Here is a 15,072-nt window from a genome sequence, read left to right on the forward strand (position 1 = left end):
TCGTTTGCGGAGTTGTCCCAAGCAGAGGGCGCCCACTGAGCGTGCTGGCAGGTCCTCACCGTTCCAGCGAGGGCCCTTCTGCTGCACCCCTTGACACCACTCACCCCATCCATTCCACTGGGGTCGGTCTCCAGTGATTGTCGGTGGTCCTAGGAGGGCTTCGAATGGATGGTGAGCCGGGACAAGGTGCGGTCGTCGATCGGGCGATCCTCGGGGCGGCGGATGTCAGCGATGACGTTCTTGTGTCGATGATCGAAGACGATCTCGGCATCAGTGGTGTCGAGTTGGTGAGTTGCCACGCCGAAGTGCCGAGTACGATCTCGATGCCCTCACCACCGCCGGGCGCTACCGGGTCCACGGCACGGCGAGACACACCGGAGGTGTGTCCCCGTACTCCTTCTTCGTGAAGGTGGTCCAGTCCTGGACCCGCTCGCCCCAGTTCGAGCACGTTCCAGAGTCGTTCCGGGAGATAGCGGCGGCCAGCCTTCCCTGGCGCACCGAGCCCAGTGTCTACAGATCCGATCTCGGCGACCGTCTTCCCGACGGTCTCTCGATGCCTCGTGCCTATTCCGTGGTCGACATCGACGATCTATCGGCCGGCCTGTGGCTGCAATTCATCGGCCACGACTCGAGCCGATGGTCAGTGGAGACCTTCGTGCGCGCCGCCTACCTGCTCGGCAGGCTGGCCGCGAGTCCCACTGTTCACCCGCTCCGGACTCTCGGTAGTACAGACGTGGTGCGTGGCTACGTTCGTGGTCGGCTCGACCATCAGGTGCTGCCGATACTTCGCGCCGAGGAACTCTGGGCCCACCCTCTGGTCGCGCCGGCGTTCGGCCCCGATCTGAAAAATCGCATAATGGAAGCAGTCCAAGCGCTTCCGCGCCTTATAGAGGAGCTCGACAGAGCTCCGCTCGGCACCGCACACGGCGACGCCTGTCCCCGCAATCTGCTCGCGACGAACGGAGACCGGACGAGGCTGGTCCTGATCGACTTTGGATTCTGGTGCGAGGCACCGGTGTCCTTCGATCTCACCCAACTCATGATCGGTGAGATTCAGACCGGAGCGCGCCCAGCCTCCGAGCTCGCCCAACTCGAAGCTGCGTGCCTGCCCGCCTATCATCAGGGTCTCATCGACGAAGGATGCCATGTTCCCCTCGATACCCTCCGACGCACCCACGCACTCTTGATGCTGTTGTTCTTCGGCCTGTCCGCCGTGCCGCTCGAAGTACTCTTCGGCTTGCCCGCCCCCGGGTCAGCAGCTGTTGTGCGGGAACGCGCGCGAGCTGCATCCTTCGTGCTCGATCTACTCGACTCCACCCGGAGCCCGTAAGTCGGTACCACCGCAGCGAGATCCTCACCAGGTGCTTGCGCGACTTCGCGTTCTACTGCTCATCGGAGCGGGGTGCCCTAGGCGCAGTCACAGTGATCCCCGTCAACCGAAAAGCGCGGGAGGACGATCGTGAGGCGCACTTTCGCAGCGATGACGGACCCTCACTGAGGGACCCCCATCCGGGCGGGCCAAGCGCTAGCCGCTACTGCTGCCCGGTACTCAGCAGTTGAACATGCTGGACCGACCCCGGAAAGGCCGGCAAGCCAACGCGTCAACCGTCCGCCGGCGAGGTATCGGCCGCGCCGGGTCGTTCGAGTTGCGCGTCGCCCCTTAGCGCACGGATGGAACGAAACGATCATCCGCCCCTGTTTACCGGCATCGAGCCCGAGGCGCCCGTTCTCTTCTGAAAGCGCTGAGATGACTAGCCTTGAGGATCCTTCAGGGAGCGATACTCAGCGCGCTGGGTTGAGGGCCAAGTCGAGATCAGTCGAGCGGTCCAAGGATCGTCCAGCAATCCCGCGCCCAGCCCCAAAACCTTCTCGGGTGTCACTCACCCGGCTGGTCTTGAATTCACTATGCTGCAACGTCACCTCCGCCTCGCGCGGTTGGTAAAGGAGCAGTGGCTGCAGCCATGCCATCGAGATCTTGTACGCGGATCGGCTGCCGTCAATGCGCGGGCAGTTCCATGAACGCGCGGAGACGGCGGGTGACCTCGGCAGGATTGTCGTCGACGAGGAAGTGTGCCCCGCCGGGGACGAATTCGACGGTGAGGTCGGGTGCGTCCTCAAATGGGACACTGAGTGCGTCGTGGGGCAAAAGCCTGTCGTCGGCACCGAAGAGCACGAGGGTGGGTGTGTGCAGAACCCGGCCGCGGTAGGTCCCGCGCAGAATATTCATGAACCCGGGGAGTATCACTCGCCGGTAGAGCCTCGACGCCGCCCGCGCCCTGGCCGGATCGCGCAAGGCGGCGACGTACGCCTCGACGTCGTCGTCACGCATCGGCCGCACCTCGGACGACCGGAGCAGCCAGTACGCAAGCCGCTGACGCCCTCGCGACAGCAGCCTCGGGCCGAGCCCCGGCGTTGCGATCACCCACTGAAACCACAGGTGCGGCATTGTTCGCATCAACGCACCCGCGAGCTTCGGGGTCATCCGGATGTATGGGGCAGGGACCGCGATCGCCACATAGCGACTGACACGGTCGGGATGACGGAGGCACACTTCGAAGCCGACGAGTGCGCTCCAGTCGTGTGCCACGAGAGCCACGCGGTTGAGGCCCAGGGCGTCCAGCAGCCCGATCACGTCGGCAACCAGGGTGGCGAGGTCGTAGCCCTCCGCCGGGGCGTCCGTCTGACCGGCGCCACGGAGATCGGGAGCGATCACTCGAGCACCATGGCTAAGGTCCGCCATCACCGCGGGGTACTCGCGCGAACTCTGGGGAAACCCGTGGAGCAACAGCACCGGCGTCCCCGACCCGACCTCGACGACGTGCACCTTGAGCCCTGCCACGATGACCATGCTGCCCCTGACCGCCGAGGCATCCGCTCGCTCGTCCACGCGCGCGTGGACGAGCGAGCGGGCCTGCCGAGGGGATCAACCTCGAATTGGTTCCGCACCAGGGACGCTCTCGTCGCGGGCGTCGTCGTGTGGCTCGCGGAGCGGGAAGGCGGCGACTTCGACGCTGCAGCCGCCCGGGTGGTCAGGACCCCGGATCAGCTGATCGACGCGCTCTCAAGCCTCATCGATGCGGAGACGGGTCTCTTCGCAGGTCGTACCAGAGCACGCTATGCCCTGTTTCTCGAGGGCACCAACGACCCGCAGCTGCTCGAACCACTGCTCCAGCAGCGCAAGGTCTACGTCGAATGGGCAACAGACCTTCTCGCGGGAGTTGGGGCCGCTCGGCCAACGGATGCCGTGCGGGCGCTCATGGCCGCCTCGGAGGGGCTCGTCCTGCATCGGCTCACCGTGGATCCCACCGCGCCCGTACGGCCGGTTGTCGAGCGCATCGTGCGCGCCTGCCTGGATTGATAGGTACCAACCCCGGAGGCCTCTCGGAGCGATGCCCCCCTAGAGATACCAGTTCGGATAGCGGACGCCCATCATGCACGACATTTCACGCTTGGTCGCGGTTGCTGGCACGAATCATGTGAATCATCGGAAGGTCATCCTCAACTTTCTCGAGCCCGTCGGGCTGGAATCCGTGTTTGCGGTAGAACGCCTGTGCTCGAGGATTCGGGTCGGCTACCCATAGGGTTGCTGCTTCGCCCGGGGCGAGCACCGCTTCGAGCAGGGTCGTCCCGGCCCCTGACCCGTGACATTGCTTCAACACGTAGAGGACATAGAGCTGCAAAGGATCGGACCCCGACGCCCCTGGCCCCGACATGGCGACCCCAACGATGCTTCCATTGATCTCCGCGACAGCTACTCGGTGGGCAATGAATCGTGGATCCGTCAGCACCGTGGTCCATTGCCGTTCCCGGGCGGGGGTGAACTCCGGGTCATCGAGAATGTGATCAGAGATCAGGCCACGATAGGTTTCCCCCCACGCTTGAACAATGACCTGCGCCATCATGGGGACATCGGCCAGTCGAGCAGGGCGAACCCTGATGGTCTGAGACATTTCGTGAGTGTCGTGTTCGTCGCAGGTAACGAGTGGGTCGGCCCCATCGGATGACCTTCGCTACAGTACCGCCGCGATCAGGGCGATCAGCGGAGGTAGACCTTGGCCGAGTGCACCGCTGATCCCCTTACCCTTGGGCCTGCCCATAGCCATCCGGTCGGCGATGAACAGCACAATGCCGGAGAGCATCATGAACCAGCAGATATAGATCACCAGGGCGCGGCCGACAGGTTCATCACCCATGGCCCACAGGGCGACGCCGACGATTGTGCCCGCGGCGAGGAAGAGGTTGTAGAAGCCGACGCCGAAGGCCCACAACCGGACGGCCGGAACATCTGCGGTGTTCGTGAGGAAGATCCCGTGGTGCACCGCCTCCCGCTCGAACAGCAGCGCCTCGCAAACGAACACGGCGAGGTGAATCAGCGCCGCGATCAGGGCGAAGGTCCAGATGATGGCCGTCATGGCATGCCCTCCACGGTCACGGGGTGCCGGGCGAGGACTGCCTGAAGCTCAGCGGCGGCGTCCTGGATGGATCGGCCGCGGGGGACCGTGGCATCGAGGTCGGCGTGGAACCGGCCCATGGCTCCTGTCAGGCTGACGACGAGGAAGGTGGTGGACGGCGTGAGCACCGAGAAGGTGTGGAGGGCGTTGGCGGGGATCGCGATGGAACAGCCCGGACCCAGGTCATAGCCCTGGTTCCCTACCTGGACGATCATCCTGCCGTGCAGCACATAGTAGGTCTTGTCCCAGCCGGTGCGGTGCAGGGGAGTCGCGGGACCGCGCGGCGCCATGACCTCGAACAGCTCGTATTGATCGGCGGTGTTCCCGGCGCTGACCTTGACTGTCAGCACCGCGTCCGGGGAGGCGAGTTCCACGCCGTCGCCGGCTGGTGTGTATTGGACGGTGGTTTCCATGCGGCCCACGGTAGGCGTGGCTCCGTGGGTCGGTCGATCCCAGAATTGTGGGGATGTGGGGAGGGTGCTGCGGTGCCATACTTCTGGTGTGTGGGACGAACGCGCTTTCCGCTTCCGCCGGGAAATCACCCAACTCGCTGCCGCTGGACTCAGTGTCAGCGAACTCCACGCCGCAGCGCTTGAGCTGGTGGGCCGGACCGTCAGTGCCGAGCTGACGTGCTGGGCCAGCATCGATCCGGAGACCCAGGTCATCAGCTCCATGGTCAGCGGCAAGAACCGGATACCGGCCGAGTATGAGCCGCGACTGGCCGAAGCTGAGTACTCGTTGGACGAACCCCATACCTTCGCCGCCCTCGCTCGTGAGGGGGCCACCCTCGCCAGACTTTCTGACCTGTCCGCCGACGATCGGCGGCGCAGCACCAGACTCCACACGATCTGGCGGCCCCTCGGAATGGACGAGGAGATCCGGGTCCTGTTCAGAGCCGACGGCGTCTGTTGGGGTGCGGCAGGCCTGGTCCGGTCAGGAGAGGACTTCACGGCGCGGGAGGTGGAGTTCCTGGCGGCAATTGCGCCGGCCATCGGATCGGCTACCCGGCTCGCAGTGCGCTCGGAGGCGCAGGGCGGTACGGGGCCGGGGCGGCCGGCGTTGGTGATTATTGCAGCGGATGGCCGGCTTGTAGGGGTGACGCCGGACGCGCGGGAGTGGCAGGAGCGGCTTGATGCAATTGCTCCCGGTCGGTTCCGGGTGATGATGCAGGTCATGGCGTCGGGCTCGCATGCAGCGGAGGCGGGGTACTTCAGGGCACGGCTGCGCGACGCCGACGGGCGGTGGGCGGTCCTCCAGGCCAGCACCCTGATCGGCGGGGAGGAGGATCAGGTCGCGGTGGCCATAGAGCCGGTCACAGGCGACCAGCTGGTCGGGCTGCTACTGCTGGCCTACGACTTGACTGCCCGGGAACAGGAGATCTGCCGTGAAGTGATCGGAGGACATTCCACAGCGGAGATTGCCGGCCACCTGTTCATATCAGTCCACACCGTACAAGATCATCTCAAGTCCGTATTCGCGAAAGTAGGTGTCCGAAGCCGCGGTGAGCTCGTTGCCCGCTTGCGCCCCGACGATCCGGACGCCTACGCCACCACCGACCGGCAATTCGCCCGGCTCTGACTCCTGCCTCCGCACCCTTGCGGCAGGCGTCACCGGTCAGTGCCCCGGGCGTCCAGCATGTCCCTCCCCTCGTGATTGCCTCTGGTCACCTCACTCCTTCGTCATGTACAGATGCAGATCGGCCAGGAGCACCGCCCTGCCCGCAAGCCGATCGACCAGCGAAACGTGACCGGGCGCTTGACTGGCTGAAGGTGTGAGTGTCAGGGGCGATCGATGCGGTACACGTGGTGCAACGGGTCGACCACCGGATTATCTGGCGACATCGGCCCTTCGGCGATCCGCTGCAGCCCTGCCTTCTCAAGAGCCCGCCACGAGGCAGTATTCGCGGCGAACCGCAGCAGTTGGGGGCCGTCGATGAGGGCGATCGCCAGGGCCGTGTGACCAGATGACCACACCCGGGTCGCGGCGGCAGTGGCAGCGGCTCCACGGAGCGAGTACCACGCCCGGCTCGCCCGGATGCAGATAAAGTGGCCCCTCGTCGTATTGCCACTGCTCCAGTACGCGAAGGATCTGATCGAGCTCGTCGACGTCCGGCGTTCTCACGGTGACATCCATGAGCCCTAGCCTCCCATTCGAACAGGGCCAGACCACACCATCACCCTCGCGTCGACCTGGGCTCGACTCCCTCATATCCGGTGATGGTGCGCTTCACTCGATGGTGTATGTGAACCCCCGGTGGGATCCGACGAAACCCAGTCGTTCATAGAACGGTGGGCGTCCTGGCCTGCCTCGCCGGAGGTGAGTGACTGTGACACATTTGCGCGAAGGCGAGTTGGTCGTCACGTCGAGATGGATCAGATGGGACTCGTCCGCACCGGATCCAAGAGCTCGAAGGCTGGCGCCAGTATTCTCTGTACTAGCGTCTGCGGCTAGTTCGCCCTCTCTCGTGATGGCTTATGCAGCATTAGCGCCGGGCCGCCGAAGAGCGATACCGCGGCGCTGAGGACGAGGAGCGGCCCCAGCCCCAGGATAGGGATCACCGCGCCTGCCCCGGTCGGGTACGAGCTCCGCGGTCCATACCGCGAGCACCGCCGACCCCATCATGTACCCTGCGCCGAAGATGCACGCCGAGACCGCCGTCGGGGTCAGGGAGTCGCTGGCCAGACCGAGAAGCGCCAGCGCCGCGCCGATGGTCACGAGGCACAGAGCGGCGACCCGAGAGGTTCCCAGTCGCTGGGCGACGGCCCCGGTCGCTATTCCCACTATGCCGCTGAGGCCGATGGCCGCGTAGAGTGCCGGGACTGCTGCCGCCGGGAGGGTGCTGCTGTCGAGGACGTCCGCGGCATACGTGAAGTAGATGACGACGACCGCGAAGTAGACGACGGAGTACGCGGCGGGAACTCGTAGTGCTTTCGCCAATGAGGAGGTGCCGACCGGCCCGGCCGGATGGTGGTCCGGTCCGGTTCGCGGTATCAGGCAGAGGGTCAGGCCTGCGGCGGTCACAGCGGCAACCGCGATGCCGGCCCATACGAGTCGCCATGAGCCGAGCGCGGCGAGGCCGGCGAGGCCGCCCGTCAGGACCAGTCCACCGCCGGTGCCGGTCGTGATGATCGCCAGCGCCCTCGGCTGCTGCCGCGGCGGTACCGAACGGGTCACGATGTCGGAGTAGGGCGCCCATACTCAGCCGCCCGCGCTTCCGGCCAGGATGACGCCGAGGGCGAGCAGCCCGGGCAGTGGGCCACCGTCACGATCCCCGCTCCCAGGGCGCCACTGACCCCGCCCACGGTTGTCGGGGCACGCGAACCGTAATGAGCGGCGAGCGGTCCTGCGAGCAGCAACCCGGTCAGATAGCCCGCGAACGTGGCGCTGGCGACCAGTCCGAGTACCAGCTCCGAAAGCCCCAGGTCCTGCCGGAGATCGGGCAGCGTCAGACCGTAACCGTAGCGGGCCGTGCCGGAGGCGACTCCGACCACGGTCGCACCAGCCAAACCGACGCGGCCACCGGCGGACAGTTTCGTGACTACCTTTCGTCCTGGATCATGCGGTGTCGTCCTGATGATCTCAACCGTCAAGTGATCAGGTTGCAGCTCTCGCGGTTCAGCCTATGGAGGCTTGCCGAAGCATCTTCTTGGCCGCGGCTCCCACGAATTCGTACACGAGCCGGGGTGAGCGTGTATCCGACCCGGTACCCCTGTCCTCAACCGCAGCGGAGAGGCCGATGAGGAAGTGGGATGAAAACTGAACGTTCGGCCGTCCCAACGCGGGACTGCCGCCTCGTTCCTTTCAGGGATGCTGTCCGGGGGCGTGGATGACGGCACCTGCTATGTCACGATGGTGGTGGGAGCGAAGGGCGTATCAGTAGTGTGGCGAAGGTGAGCGAGATCCGCATTGGCACCTCCGGATGGAGTTATGACCATTGGAACGGCATCTGCTATCCGCAGGGAACGCCGCCGGCGAAGCGACTGGACCATTACGCGGCACGCTTCGACACGGTCGAGCTGAACGCCAGTTTCTACCACTGGCCGCGCGATACCACCTTCGCCGGGTGGCAGCGTCGCCTTCCCCCCGGTTTCGCGCTGTCCGTGAAGGCGCCCCGCGGTCTGACGCACGGCAAGAAGTTGTATGCGCCGGAGGTCTGGATCGAGCGGATCGCTCGCTGTTGGCATGAGTTGGGCGACCGTCGGGCCGTCCTGCTCGTCCAACTCCCGCCGGCGATGGAGCGCGACGACGCCCGCCTCGACTACTTCCTGTCCCGCGTGCCGGGGTGGATTCGTGTGGCGGTAGAGTTCCGCCATCCGAGCTGGGACGACGACGCCGTGTACGGCCTGCTCGGGCGACACCAGGCCGCCTACTGCGTGATGAGCGGCGCCGGGCTGCCGTGCATCCTGAAGGCGACGGCGCCGTTCGTGTACCTCCGGCTGCACGGACCGGACCATGAGCATCTCTACGCTGGCTCATACTCGGACGCGGACCTGCGCTGGTGGGCGGACCGCATCCGGGAGTGGCACGGCGCCGGCCGGGACGCGTATGTGTACTTCAACAACGACGGCGGCGGCAACGCGGTGCGGAACGCGGAGACGCTCCATGCACTGGTCAGAGCAGGGGACCTGGCTACCGGCAGCTGACCCACTTGTTCCGTCGCTTCCCCACGCCACTCCTACGCAAGGACGACCCCAGGAACCGTCTCGCCAGCATCCTCGCAGTCGCGCAACGGCACTCTCTTAGGAGACAGGGCGACAAGACATCAGAGGAGCAGCTCGCGGAGCGGACCAGGGCGGGCATGGCTGTGGCCGCCGAGCATGGGCAAGAGGCCGGCCGGCGGGAGATCACTGCCGAGCACCCAATGTTCCGGCGTGCACGGGAGCTGAGAACTCAGGGGCTAGCGTCGGCGGACATTAAGAGAATCATCGGTGCGAGCCGCGCCACCCTGTATCGCTACCTCAGCATGGGTGTCGACGATGCACCGTGACACCCGAGTCCCCGGCGACCAAGTGCACGTTATGGAAGCCACGCTGGAGCTCATCGGATCCCGGATGTGTCCAGTTGTCCCCAGCTGTGCTCCAGTGGGTCGTCGGTGAGTCCTGCGGCCAGAACAACATCACGGCCGCCGCCGACGAACTGCCGAGACGGGTCTCCAAGCCCCACTCGGCGTGGGGTCACCCCGGGTGGGTGACGCGCCGGCTGTGGCCGGCACACAGGATGAGACGGCGGCGACCCGTCGCCGCAACCCGGTCAGCCGAGGGAATGAAGCAAGGAGTCTGACATGCCACTGGCAGCACCACGCAGGCGCAGGTCTGCAGCCTCCGTCGGCGAGGCCGACGTGGTCGCCCACGGGATTAGCCGTCGGGGCGGCCGCGAGGACCGCCGCGAGGATCGTCGCTGAGGTCGCCGTGACCGCCGCGACCGACACCGCTGCCGGCGCGTCAGTCGTGATACCACCCGATGGCTCTTCACTGGTGGTTATGACCTCGGGTCAGGGGCATCAGCACCCGACGCGTAGTAGCTCCGGAAACCAACCCGAGGACGCGAGTGACGAATGATTGTTCCCAGGTCAGCTTTCGCAAAGGAGCCTCCGATGCCACGACCACGCCCGATCCTTGCCGGATCTATCGCACTCGGGATAGCGGTCGCCATGCTCACGGGCTGCAACACATCAACACCCAGCACCTCAACCCCCGAGCCGAGCGTGAGCAGCAGCAAGGGACCGGAGAAGGTCTCGGAGGCGTGCACTGCAGCAAGTGACTTTGCTGCAGCCCTCACAGATTTCAAACAGACACTCGCCCCGGGTGTCACCGTGGAACAGCTAGATTCGGCACGGGATCAGGTCGTGAAGACCTACGACGATCTGATCGAAGCGAGTCAGGACGTCGCGGAGGACCGGGTGAATCCTGTGCGGACGGCCAAGGATGAGTTGGTCTCAGCCGTCGAGGCTGTTCCCGACGATGCAACCCTGAGCCAGGCGGCCGCATCCCTGCGGGATGAAGCCGCCAACGTCCAGGCCGCGGTCAGTGACCTGCAGACGGAGGCCGCGTGTTGAGCACCCAGGATTCGCGTACTGGCTCCGGGCTTGTTCTGGGCGTGCTGGCATCCGGCCAGTTCCTGATGACCCTCGACAGTTCAGTGATGAACGTTTCGATGGCCACGGTGGCCGCGGACCTTGGGACGACGATCACCGGCATCCAGACAGCGATCACTTTGTACACCCTCGTCATGGCGTCGCTGATGATCACCGGCGGCAAGGTAGGAACCATCATGGGCCGCCGCCGGGCTTTCGCTCTGGGCCTGATCATCTATGCCGCGGGTTCGCTGACGACGGCGCTTGCGCCGAACCTGGCAGTTCTGCTCTTCGGCTGGTCCCTTCTGGAGGGCATCGGTGCGGCCCTGATCATGCCCGCGATCGTGTCGCTCGTCGCGGCCAACTTCCCTCAGGAACGCCGAGCCGGGGCTTACGGACTGGTGGCCGCAGCAGGGGCCATGGCGGTCGCCGCGGGTCCTCTCATCGGTGGAGCTGTGACCACGTTCGCATCGTGGCGTTATGTCTTCGTCGGCGAGGTGGTAATCGTCCTGGCGATCCTGCTCGTTCTGCGCAAGGTTGAGGACGTCCCTGCTGCCAAGATCCGGCTCGATTTCGTAGGATCAGCATTGTCGATCGTGGGACTGGCCATGGTTGTCTATGCTGTGCTGCGTTCGGGTGAGTGGGGATGGGTGCAGTCCAAGCCCGGCGCCCCAACGGTTCTGGGTCTATCGCCGGTGGTGTGGCTGCTGATCGGGGGGCTGCTCGTCCTTTATATGTTCCTGCGCAGGACCTCGCGTCTTGCCGCAGTGGGCGGCGAGCCGCTGATCGACCCCGGACTGTTCCAGAACCAGCGTCTCACCGGCGGGCTCAGCATATTCTTTGCTCAATTCCTCGTGCAGGCGGGCGTGTTCTTCACCATTCCGCTGTTCCTGTCGGTGGTGTTGGAATTGAGCGCGCTGGAGACCGGGATCCGGATCCTCCCGCTGTCCGTAGCGTTGATTCTGGCTGCAGCAGGAATTCCGAAGGTCTTGCCTCATGCAAACCCGCGCCGTGTCATCCGGCTGGGTCTGATGCTGATGATCGTCGGCATCCTCATCCTCGTGGGGGGCATGGACCCGGGGGCAGACGCAGGCATCGTTGCAATCCCGATGCTGCTGATGGGCTTTGGGCTGGGAGCGCTGTCGTCGCAGTTGGGCGCCATCACGGTTTCGGCGGTCCCGGACTCGCAGAGCGGGGAGGTCGGCGGGCTGCAGAACACGGCCACCAACCTCGGGGCCTCCCTGGGTACCGCGCTGATCGGGTCGGTGCTCATCGCGACCCTGAGTGCCTCGTTCATGGCGGGCATCCAGAACAACCCCGCTGTTCCGAGCTCGGTGCAGGAGGAAGCCTCGGTCCAGCTGGCCAGTGGTGTCCCGTTTATTTCCGATACGCAGCTCCAAGAAGCGCTGAACAACGCCGACATTGACCAGGAAACCGCTGACGCCATCATGGCGGTCAACTCGGACTCCCGACTGGAGGCACTGCGGACGGCGCTGGCTCTGGCCGCACTGCTGGCCACCGCCGCCCTGTTCCTCACCGGGCGCCTCCCCGAAGAGGCCGTCGGAGCGTCAGACGAGGCCCCACACCGTGCGGAGCCTACCCAACCCACCAAGCCCCGTTAGATTTCGATCCCCTGAGCGGCTTCCTGAGGTCTCCCAGGCGGACGAAGTCGGCGTTCGGATCGAGGACCAGGATCGGCAGCCGGGTGTGGAGCAGCAACGGTTCGAGGACGACGCCCAGCGCGTAGGTCTTCCCCGACCCACTCTGCCCGCACCAGAACGTATGGCGGTTGAACCGTGTGGCATCGAGTTCCGCGGGCGTGCGGCCGCCGTCGAGGGTGCCGAGGCGGAGGAGGCCCGGCAGCTGAAGGAGGCCGTCGATTCCAGGGAGATCATCGGTCAGGCCAAGTGGATCCTCATGGAATACCACATGATCACCGCCGAACAGGCTTTCCTGGTGCTGGCCCAGGCCAGCTCGCGGACCCAGTCGACACTGCGCACGGTTGTTGATCATCTCGTCGCTACCGGTGAACTCGCAGGAGGAGACCAAAGCCCCCGGATCTGAAGCACCGACGACAGAGTGTACGTCGGCCCTGCTGACTGAGGCGGCGACAGGCGGGTGCAGTCGTGCTTCTTCGGGACGGTGACACGGTTCGCGGGCACCATCGGCAGGTCCTGCAGTCGACAGGCGAATGAGGTTCAGTGCGTCGAGCAGCCGGCAGCACGGGTCCCATCGACCGTTGCAGGGCGGTCCCGGCCGCCCTGCCACCTTCCCTCTCCGGTCAGGCCCGTCCTGCGCACGGCGCGGTCACGGCCGTCCTCTTCCGGATCAGGCCGGACTCTCACACGCCGGTACCGCCCTGCCGGGACCGTCTACGGTTGACACGATCGCCGGGTGGATAGAACGGTGTGGACCAGGATCGGCGGGCTGGGGTTGATCGGAGGTCACTGACCACGAGAACTCACCCTGCGGGGCCGGTTCGTCGTCCATCGAGGCCGCGGAGCTGCCCGCTGGTCACCAGTGTCGCGGCGACGTGCCCCAGCGTGGAGTGGCTGCGGTTGCTGGTCGTCACCAGCAGTGCGTGGGCTTCCTCCGCCCCGATCGCGTACCGCTCCATCAGAATGCCGGTGGCGTGTCCGATGACGTTCCGGCGCTGCGCCGAATCAGCCTGTTCACTGAGCGTTTCGTTCAGCTCCCGAAGGCGCTGCAGGATGTGCTCCAGTGACATCCTGTCGTCCCTGATGTTCATGCTGTCGTCGAAATCCCCCACGGATCGGCCCGTCCCTTCGGCATCTTCCCGTCGGGCGCTGCCCCCAAATCAACAAGTCTCCTCAGTGTCACACGAGTGTCAAGACGCAGCCGCCAATGCAGGATAGCTTCGTCGATTTCCCGCGCTGGTGACGGGGTGCTGCTCCGTAGCGGTTACTTGCGAGTACGTGACGAGGGTCCATACCATGCTTCATGTGTGGCTGGGGTCATATTTAGGGCTTGTTTCGTTGCCGGACCGATTGGTATGCGACTGCGCGCCTTGGATGAACTGACGAGCCCGAGCGGTCCTTCTGCTCAGGCGATTACAGGAGGCAGCCATGACCGGAACGTTCGAGCTTTTTCACGACGAGGGCACGTCCTTCGCGTTCAGATTGACAGGGCCCGACGGGGAAGTCGTCGCCGTATCAGGGCCGTTCTCCAATAAGGCCTCCGCCGTCGAGGGGATCCGCGTCGTCCGTGAGTGCGCCGGAATGGGCCTCATCGCGGATCTTTGCCCACCGATTCTTCCTGAAGCAGTGATGGAGACGTCAGGTACCTCCTGAGAGCTGTCCGTCGGACAGCATCGGCCGACCGGTCGCTGCTGCGCTGCCGATCAAGGGCCCTACCTTCGTTGCTGCGGCCCCGAGGAATGCCAATCTGCGCGGCTAGCAGTGCGGCAAGTGAAGTCCGCCGATCGCCGCCCTGCCTGAGCGCCTCAGGAGTCGCGGTGACCTCGAGCGGGACTCGGCAGCGCACACCTGGCCCGGGCTGACCACCGATCGTGAAAAAAGGCCTATCGAAGGGTCAGGCAGGATTCGTGACGAGTCAGGCGGAGGACGGGGAAGGTGCAGAATGCGGGCAATGAGGATCAGCAGGTGAAGGGCGTGACGGTATTCCTTCTCGATGACCACGAACTGGTGCGGCGGGGATTACGGGAACTGTTGGAGACCGAGGGATGCGTGATTGTCGGGGAAACCGGGTCCGCCGAGGAAGCCACGCGCCGGATCCCGGCCCTGTCACCTGACATCTCCATCCTGGATGCGAGGCTGCCGGATGGCACGGGGATGGAGGTATGCCGGAATGTGCGCTCCATCGACCCCTCCCTGTCCTGCGTCATCCTGACCAGTCACGACGATCGCCAGGCATTGTGCGGCGCGGTACTCGCCGGTGCTGCGGGGTACATCCTGAAGGAGATGCTCGGCTCCGATCTGGTCGGAAAGGTCCTCCGGGCCGCTGCGGGTGAGTCCCTGTTCGAGCCCGGTATGAAGGAGCGCATCATCGCCGGGCTGCACGACGCGCCGGAGGAAGATCCACGCCTTGCCGGCCTGACGGCACAGGAGAGGAAAGTCCTGACCCTGATCGGGAAGGGTCTGTCGAACCGGGAGATCGGTGGCGAACTGTTCCTGGCCGAGAAGACCATCAAGAACCATGTGTCCTCGATCCTGGCAAAACTGGGCTTCCAGCGGAGGGTCCAGGCTGCCATCTACATCTCTACGGCGGTCGATCCCTCGCCCCGGTAACTGCGCAGCGGCACAGCGATCACACCCTCGGCCCCCGACCGGGAGAACTGAAAAGCCCTGCCTGCGAATCTGCCCATCGCCTGCGGAAGTGAACTCCCTGGCAGGAAAGCAGCGTCCAATGCTGTGCAGTGCACAGAGAACGCCTTTGTTCCATAGTTCTAACCCCACGGGACCATCGAACCCCGCAGAGCGATCCTCCACCGGAACAACCTTCAAGCGATGTTTCTCACTCTGCCGAGGGAACCCGAACCTCGATCGTTCTGTGGCCGTAGCCGGCTTG

At 65.2% G+C, this 15,072-nt stretch carries 18 protein-coding genes; 9 read left to right on the plus strand and 9 right to left on the minus strand.

The window, feature by feature from the left end:
- Nucleotides 1-149: 149 nt before the first annotated feature.
- Nucleotides 150-299 carry a hypothetical protein gene (locus RY94_RS17930; RefSeq protein WP_156135158.1) on the minus strand — a complete coding sequence of 50 codons (150 nt, stop codon included), beginning with the start codon at nucleotides 297-299 and terminating at the stop codon, nucleotides 150-152.
- A 104-nt stretch (nucleotides 300-403) separates the two neighbouring features.
- On the opposite strand from RY94_RS17930, the gene RY94_RS11795 reads away from it, so the two are divergent.
- Nucleotides 404-1,330, plus strand: a complete 927-nt coding sequence (locus RY94_RS11795) for a phosphotransferase (protein WP_156135159.1) — start codon at nucleotides 404-406, stop codon at nucleotides 1,328-1,330.
- A gap of 666 nt (nucleotides 1,331-1,996) precedes the next feature.
- Here the strand turns inward: RY94_RS11795 and RY94_RS11800 are convergent.
- On the minus strand, nucleotides 1,997-2,848 hold the full coding sequence (locus tag RY94_RS11800; RefSeq protein ID WP_052274289.1) for an alpha/beta fold hydrolase: 852 nt from the start codon (nucleotides 2,846-2,848) through the stop codon (nucleotides 1,997-1,999).
- Nucleotides 2,849-2,893: 45 nt separating this feature from the next.
- On the opposite strand from RY94_RS11800, the gene RY94_RS11805 reads away from it, so the two are divergent.
- Nucleotides 2,894-3,358, plus strand: coding sequence for a TetR/AcrR family transcriptional regulator (locus RY94_RS11805; RefSeq protein ID WP_231554514.1), 465 nt, complete (start codon nucleotides 2,894-2,896; stop codon nucleotides 3,356-3,358).
- Nucleotides 3,359-3,443: 85 nt separating this feature from the next.
- Here RY94_RS11805 and RY94_RS17435 read toward each other — a convergent pair whose 3' ends face one another.
- Genes RY94_RS17435 through RY94_RS11815 form a run of 3 tightly spaced genes read right to left on the minus strand, consistent with a single transcriptional unit; the run spans nucleotide 3,444 to nucleotide 4,864 of the window.
- Nucleotides 3,444-3,950 (minus strand): GNAT family N-acetyltransferase, encoded by a 507-nt coding sequence (locus RY94_RS17435; RefSeq protein ID WP_197060667.1) that lies wholly within the window; start codon nucleotides 3,948-3,950, stop codon nucleotides 3,444-3,446.
- Between the two features lie 60 nt (nucleotides 3,951-4,010).
- A complete protein-coding gene (locus RY94_RS11810; RefSeq protein WP_043445322.1) occupies nucleotides 4,011-4,412 on the minus strand; it encodes a DUF1304 domain-containing protein in 402 nt (133 codons plus the stop codon).
- Complete coding sequence (locus tag RY94_RS11815) at nucleotides 4,409-4,864, minus strand: cupin domain-containing protein (protein WP_043445324.1); 456 nt, start codon at nucleotides 4,862-4,864, stop codon at nucleotides 4,409-4,411. Before RY94_RS11815 ends, RY94_RS11810 begins: the two co-directional genes overlap by 4 nt.
- Before the next feature lie 88 nt (nucleotides 4,865-4,952).
- On the opposite strand from RY94_RS11815, the gene RY94_RS11820 reads away from it, so the two are divergent.
- Complete coding sequence (locus RY94_RS11820) at nucleotides 4,953-6,029, plus strand: response regulator transcription factor (protein WP_052274291.1); 1,077 nt, start codon at nucleotides 4,953-4,955, stop codon at nucleotides 6,027-6,029.
- Nucleotides 6,030-6,923: 894 nt separating this feature from the next.
- On the opposite strand, the gene RY94_RS11825 is transcribed toward RY94_RS11820, so the two are convergent.
- Together RY94_RS11825 and RY94_RS18555 are read right to left on the minus strand one after the other, a co-directional pair.
- On the minus strand, nucleotides 6,924-7,625 hold the full coding sequence (locus tag RY94_RS11825; protein WP_269429745.1) for an MFS transporter: 702 nt from the start codon (nucleotides 7,623-7,625) through the stop codon (nucleotides 6,924-6,926).
- On the minus strand, nucleotides 7,622-7,942 hold the full coding sequence (locus RY94_RS18555) for an MFS transporter (RefSeq protein ID WP_269429756.1): 321 nt from the start codon (nucleotides 7,940-7,942) through the stop codon (nucleotides 7,622-7,624). Before RY94_RS18555 ends, RY94_RS11825 begins: the two co-directional genes overlap by 4 nt.
- A gap of 399 nt (nucleotides 7,943-8,341) precedes the next feature.
- Here RY94_RS18555 and RY94_RS11830 point away from each other — a divergent pair, with 399 nt between their 5' ends.
- The 3 genes from RY94_RS11830 to RY94_RS11845 all read left to right on the plus strand — a co-directional run bounded on the left by RY94_RS11830 (nucleotide 8,342) and on the right by RY94_RS11845 (nucleotide 12,146).
- Entirely contained in the window at nucleotides 8,342-9,094 is a 753-nt protein-coding gene (locus tag RY94_RS11830) for a DUF72 domain-containing protein (protein WP_197060668.1), read from the plus strand.
- Nucleotides 9,095-10,044: 950 nt separating this feature from the next.
- A complete protein-coding gene (locus RY94_RS17445; RefSeq protein WP_082046308.1) occupies nucleotides 10,045-10,506 on the plus strand; it encodes a hypothetical protein in 462 nt (153 codons plus the stop codon).
- Nucleotides 10,500-12,146 carry an MFS transporter gene (locus RY94_RS11845; protein WP_043445329.1) on the plus strand — a complete coding sequence of 549 codons (1,647 nt, stop codon included), beginning with the start codon at nucleotides 10,500-10,502 and terminating at the stop codon, nucleotides 12,144-12,146. The genes RY94_RS17445 and RY94_RS11845 overlap by 7 nt, the downstream gene beginning before the upstream one ends.
- Here the strand turns inward: RY94_RS11845 and RY94_RS17450 are convergent.
- Nucleotides 12,121-12,453 (minus strand): helicase HerA domain-containing protein, encoded by a 333-nt coding sequence (locus RY94_RS17450; protein WP_231554515.1) that lies wholly within the window; start codon nucleotides 12,451-12,453, stop codon nucleotides 12,121-12,123. The two genes, RY94_RS11845 and RY94_RS17450, sit on opposite strands and share 26 nt — an antisense overlap.
- On the opposite strand from RY94_RS17450, the gene RY94_RS18430 reads away from it, so the two are divergent.
- The gene (locus RY94_RS18430; RefSeq protein ID WP_231554516.1) at nucleotides 12,442-12,588 is read left to right on the plus strand and encodes a hypothetical protein; all 147 of its coding nucleotides are present in this window, start codon (nucleotides 12,442-12,444) and stop codon (nucleotides 12,586-12,588) included. The genes RY94_RS17450 and RY94_RS18430 overlap by 12 nt on opposite strands.
- 397 nt (nucleotides 12,589-12,985) lie before the next feature.
- Here the strand turns inward: RY94_RS18430 and RY94_RS11855 are convergent, their stop codons facing one another.
- The gene (locus RY94_RS11855; RefSeq protein ID WP_197060669.1) at nucleotides 12,986-13,273 is read right to left on the minus strand and encodes an ANTAR domain-containing protein; all 288 of its coding nucleotides are present in this window, start codon (nucleotides 13,271-13,273) and stop codon (nucleotides 12,986-12,988) included.
- A 337-nt stretch (nucleotides 13,274-13,610) separates the two neighbouring features.
- Here RY94_RS11855 and RY94_RS11860 point away from each other — a divergent pair, with 337 nt between their 5' ends.
- Nucleotides 13,611-13,835 (plus strand): YegP family protein, encoded by a 225-nt coding sequence (locus RY94_RS11860; RefSeq protein WP_043445335.1) that lies wholly within the window; start codon nucleotides 13,611-13,613, stop codon nucleotides 13,833-13,835.
- 282 nt (nucleotides 13,836-14,117) lie between these two features.
- Entirely contained in the window at nucleotides 14,118-14,792 is a 675-nt protein-coding gene (locus RY94_RS11865) for a response regulator (protein ID WP_052274292.1), read from the plus strand.
- Nucleotides 14,793-15,072: the final 280 nt, after the last annotated feature.

Origin of the sequence: Arthrobacter sp. L77, assembly GCF_000816565.1 — a bacterium.
In the GTDB taxonomy this organism is placed as follows: domain Bacteria; phylum Actinomycetota; class Actinomycetes; order Actinomycetales; family Micrococcaceae; genus Arthrobacter_D; species Arthrobacter_D antioxidans.

What these genes read in the sequence shown, in the direction of transcription:
- RY94_RS11800 (WP_052274289.1), bottom strand. Translation starts at nt 2,848, where the DNA reads ATGGTCATCGTGGCAGGGCTCAAGGTGCACGTCGTCGAGGTCGGGTCG.
- RY94_RS17435 (WP_197060667.1), bottom strand. Translation starts at nt 3,950, where the DNA reads ATGTCTCAGACCATCAGGGTTCGCCCTGCTCGACTGGCCGATGTCCCC.
- RY94_RS11810 (WP_043445322.1), bottom strand. Translation starts at nt 4,412, where the DNA reads ATGACGGCCATCATCTGGACCTTCGCCCTGATCGCGGCGCTGATTCAC.
- RY94_RS11815 (WP_043445324.1), bottom strand. Translation starts at nt 4,864, where the DNA reads ATGGAAACCACCGTCCAATACACACCAGCCGGCGACGGCGTGGAACTC.
- RY94_RS17445 (WP_082046308.1), top strand. Translation starts at nt 10,045, where the DNA reads ATGCCACGACCACGCCCGATCCTTGCCGGATCTATCGCACTCGGGATA.
- RY94_RS18430 (WP_231554516.1), top strand. Translation starts at nt 12,442, where the DNA reads ATGGAATACCACATGATCACCGCCGAACAGGCTTTCCTGGTGCTGGCC.
- RY94_RS11855 (WP_197060669.1), bottom strand. Translation starts at nt 13,273, where the DNA reads ATGAACATCAGGGACGACAGGATGTCACTGGAGCACATCCTGCAGCGC.
- RY94_RS11860 (WP_043445335.1), top strand. Translation starts at nt 13,611, where the DNA reads ATGACCGGAACGTTCGAGCTTTTTCACGACGAGGGCACGTCCTTCGCG.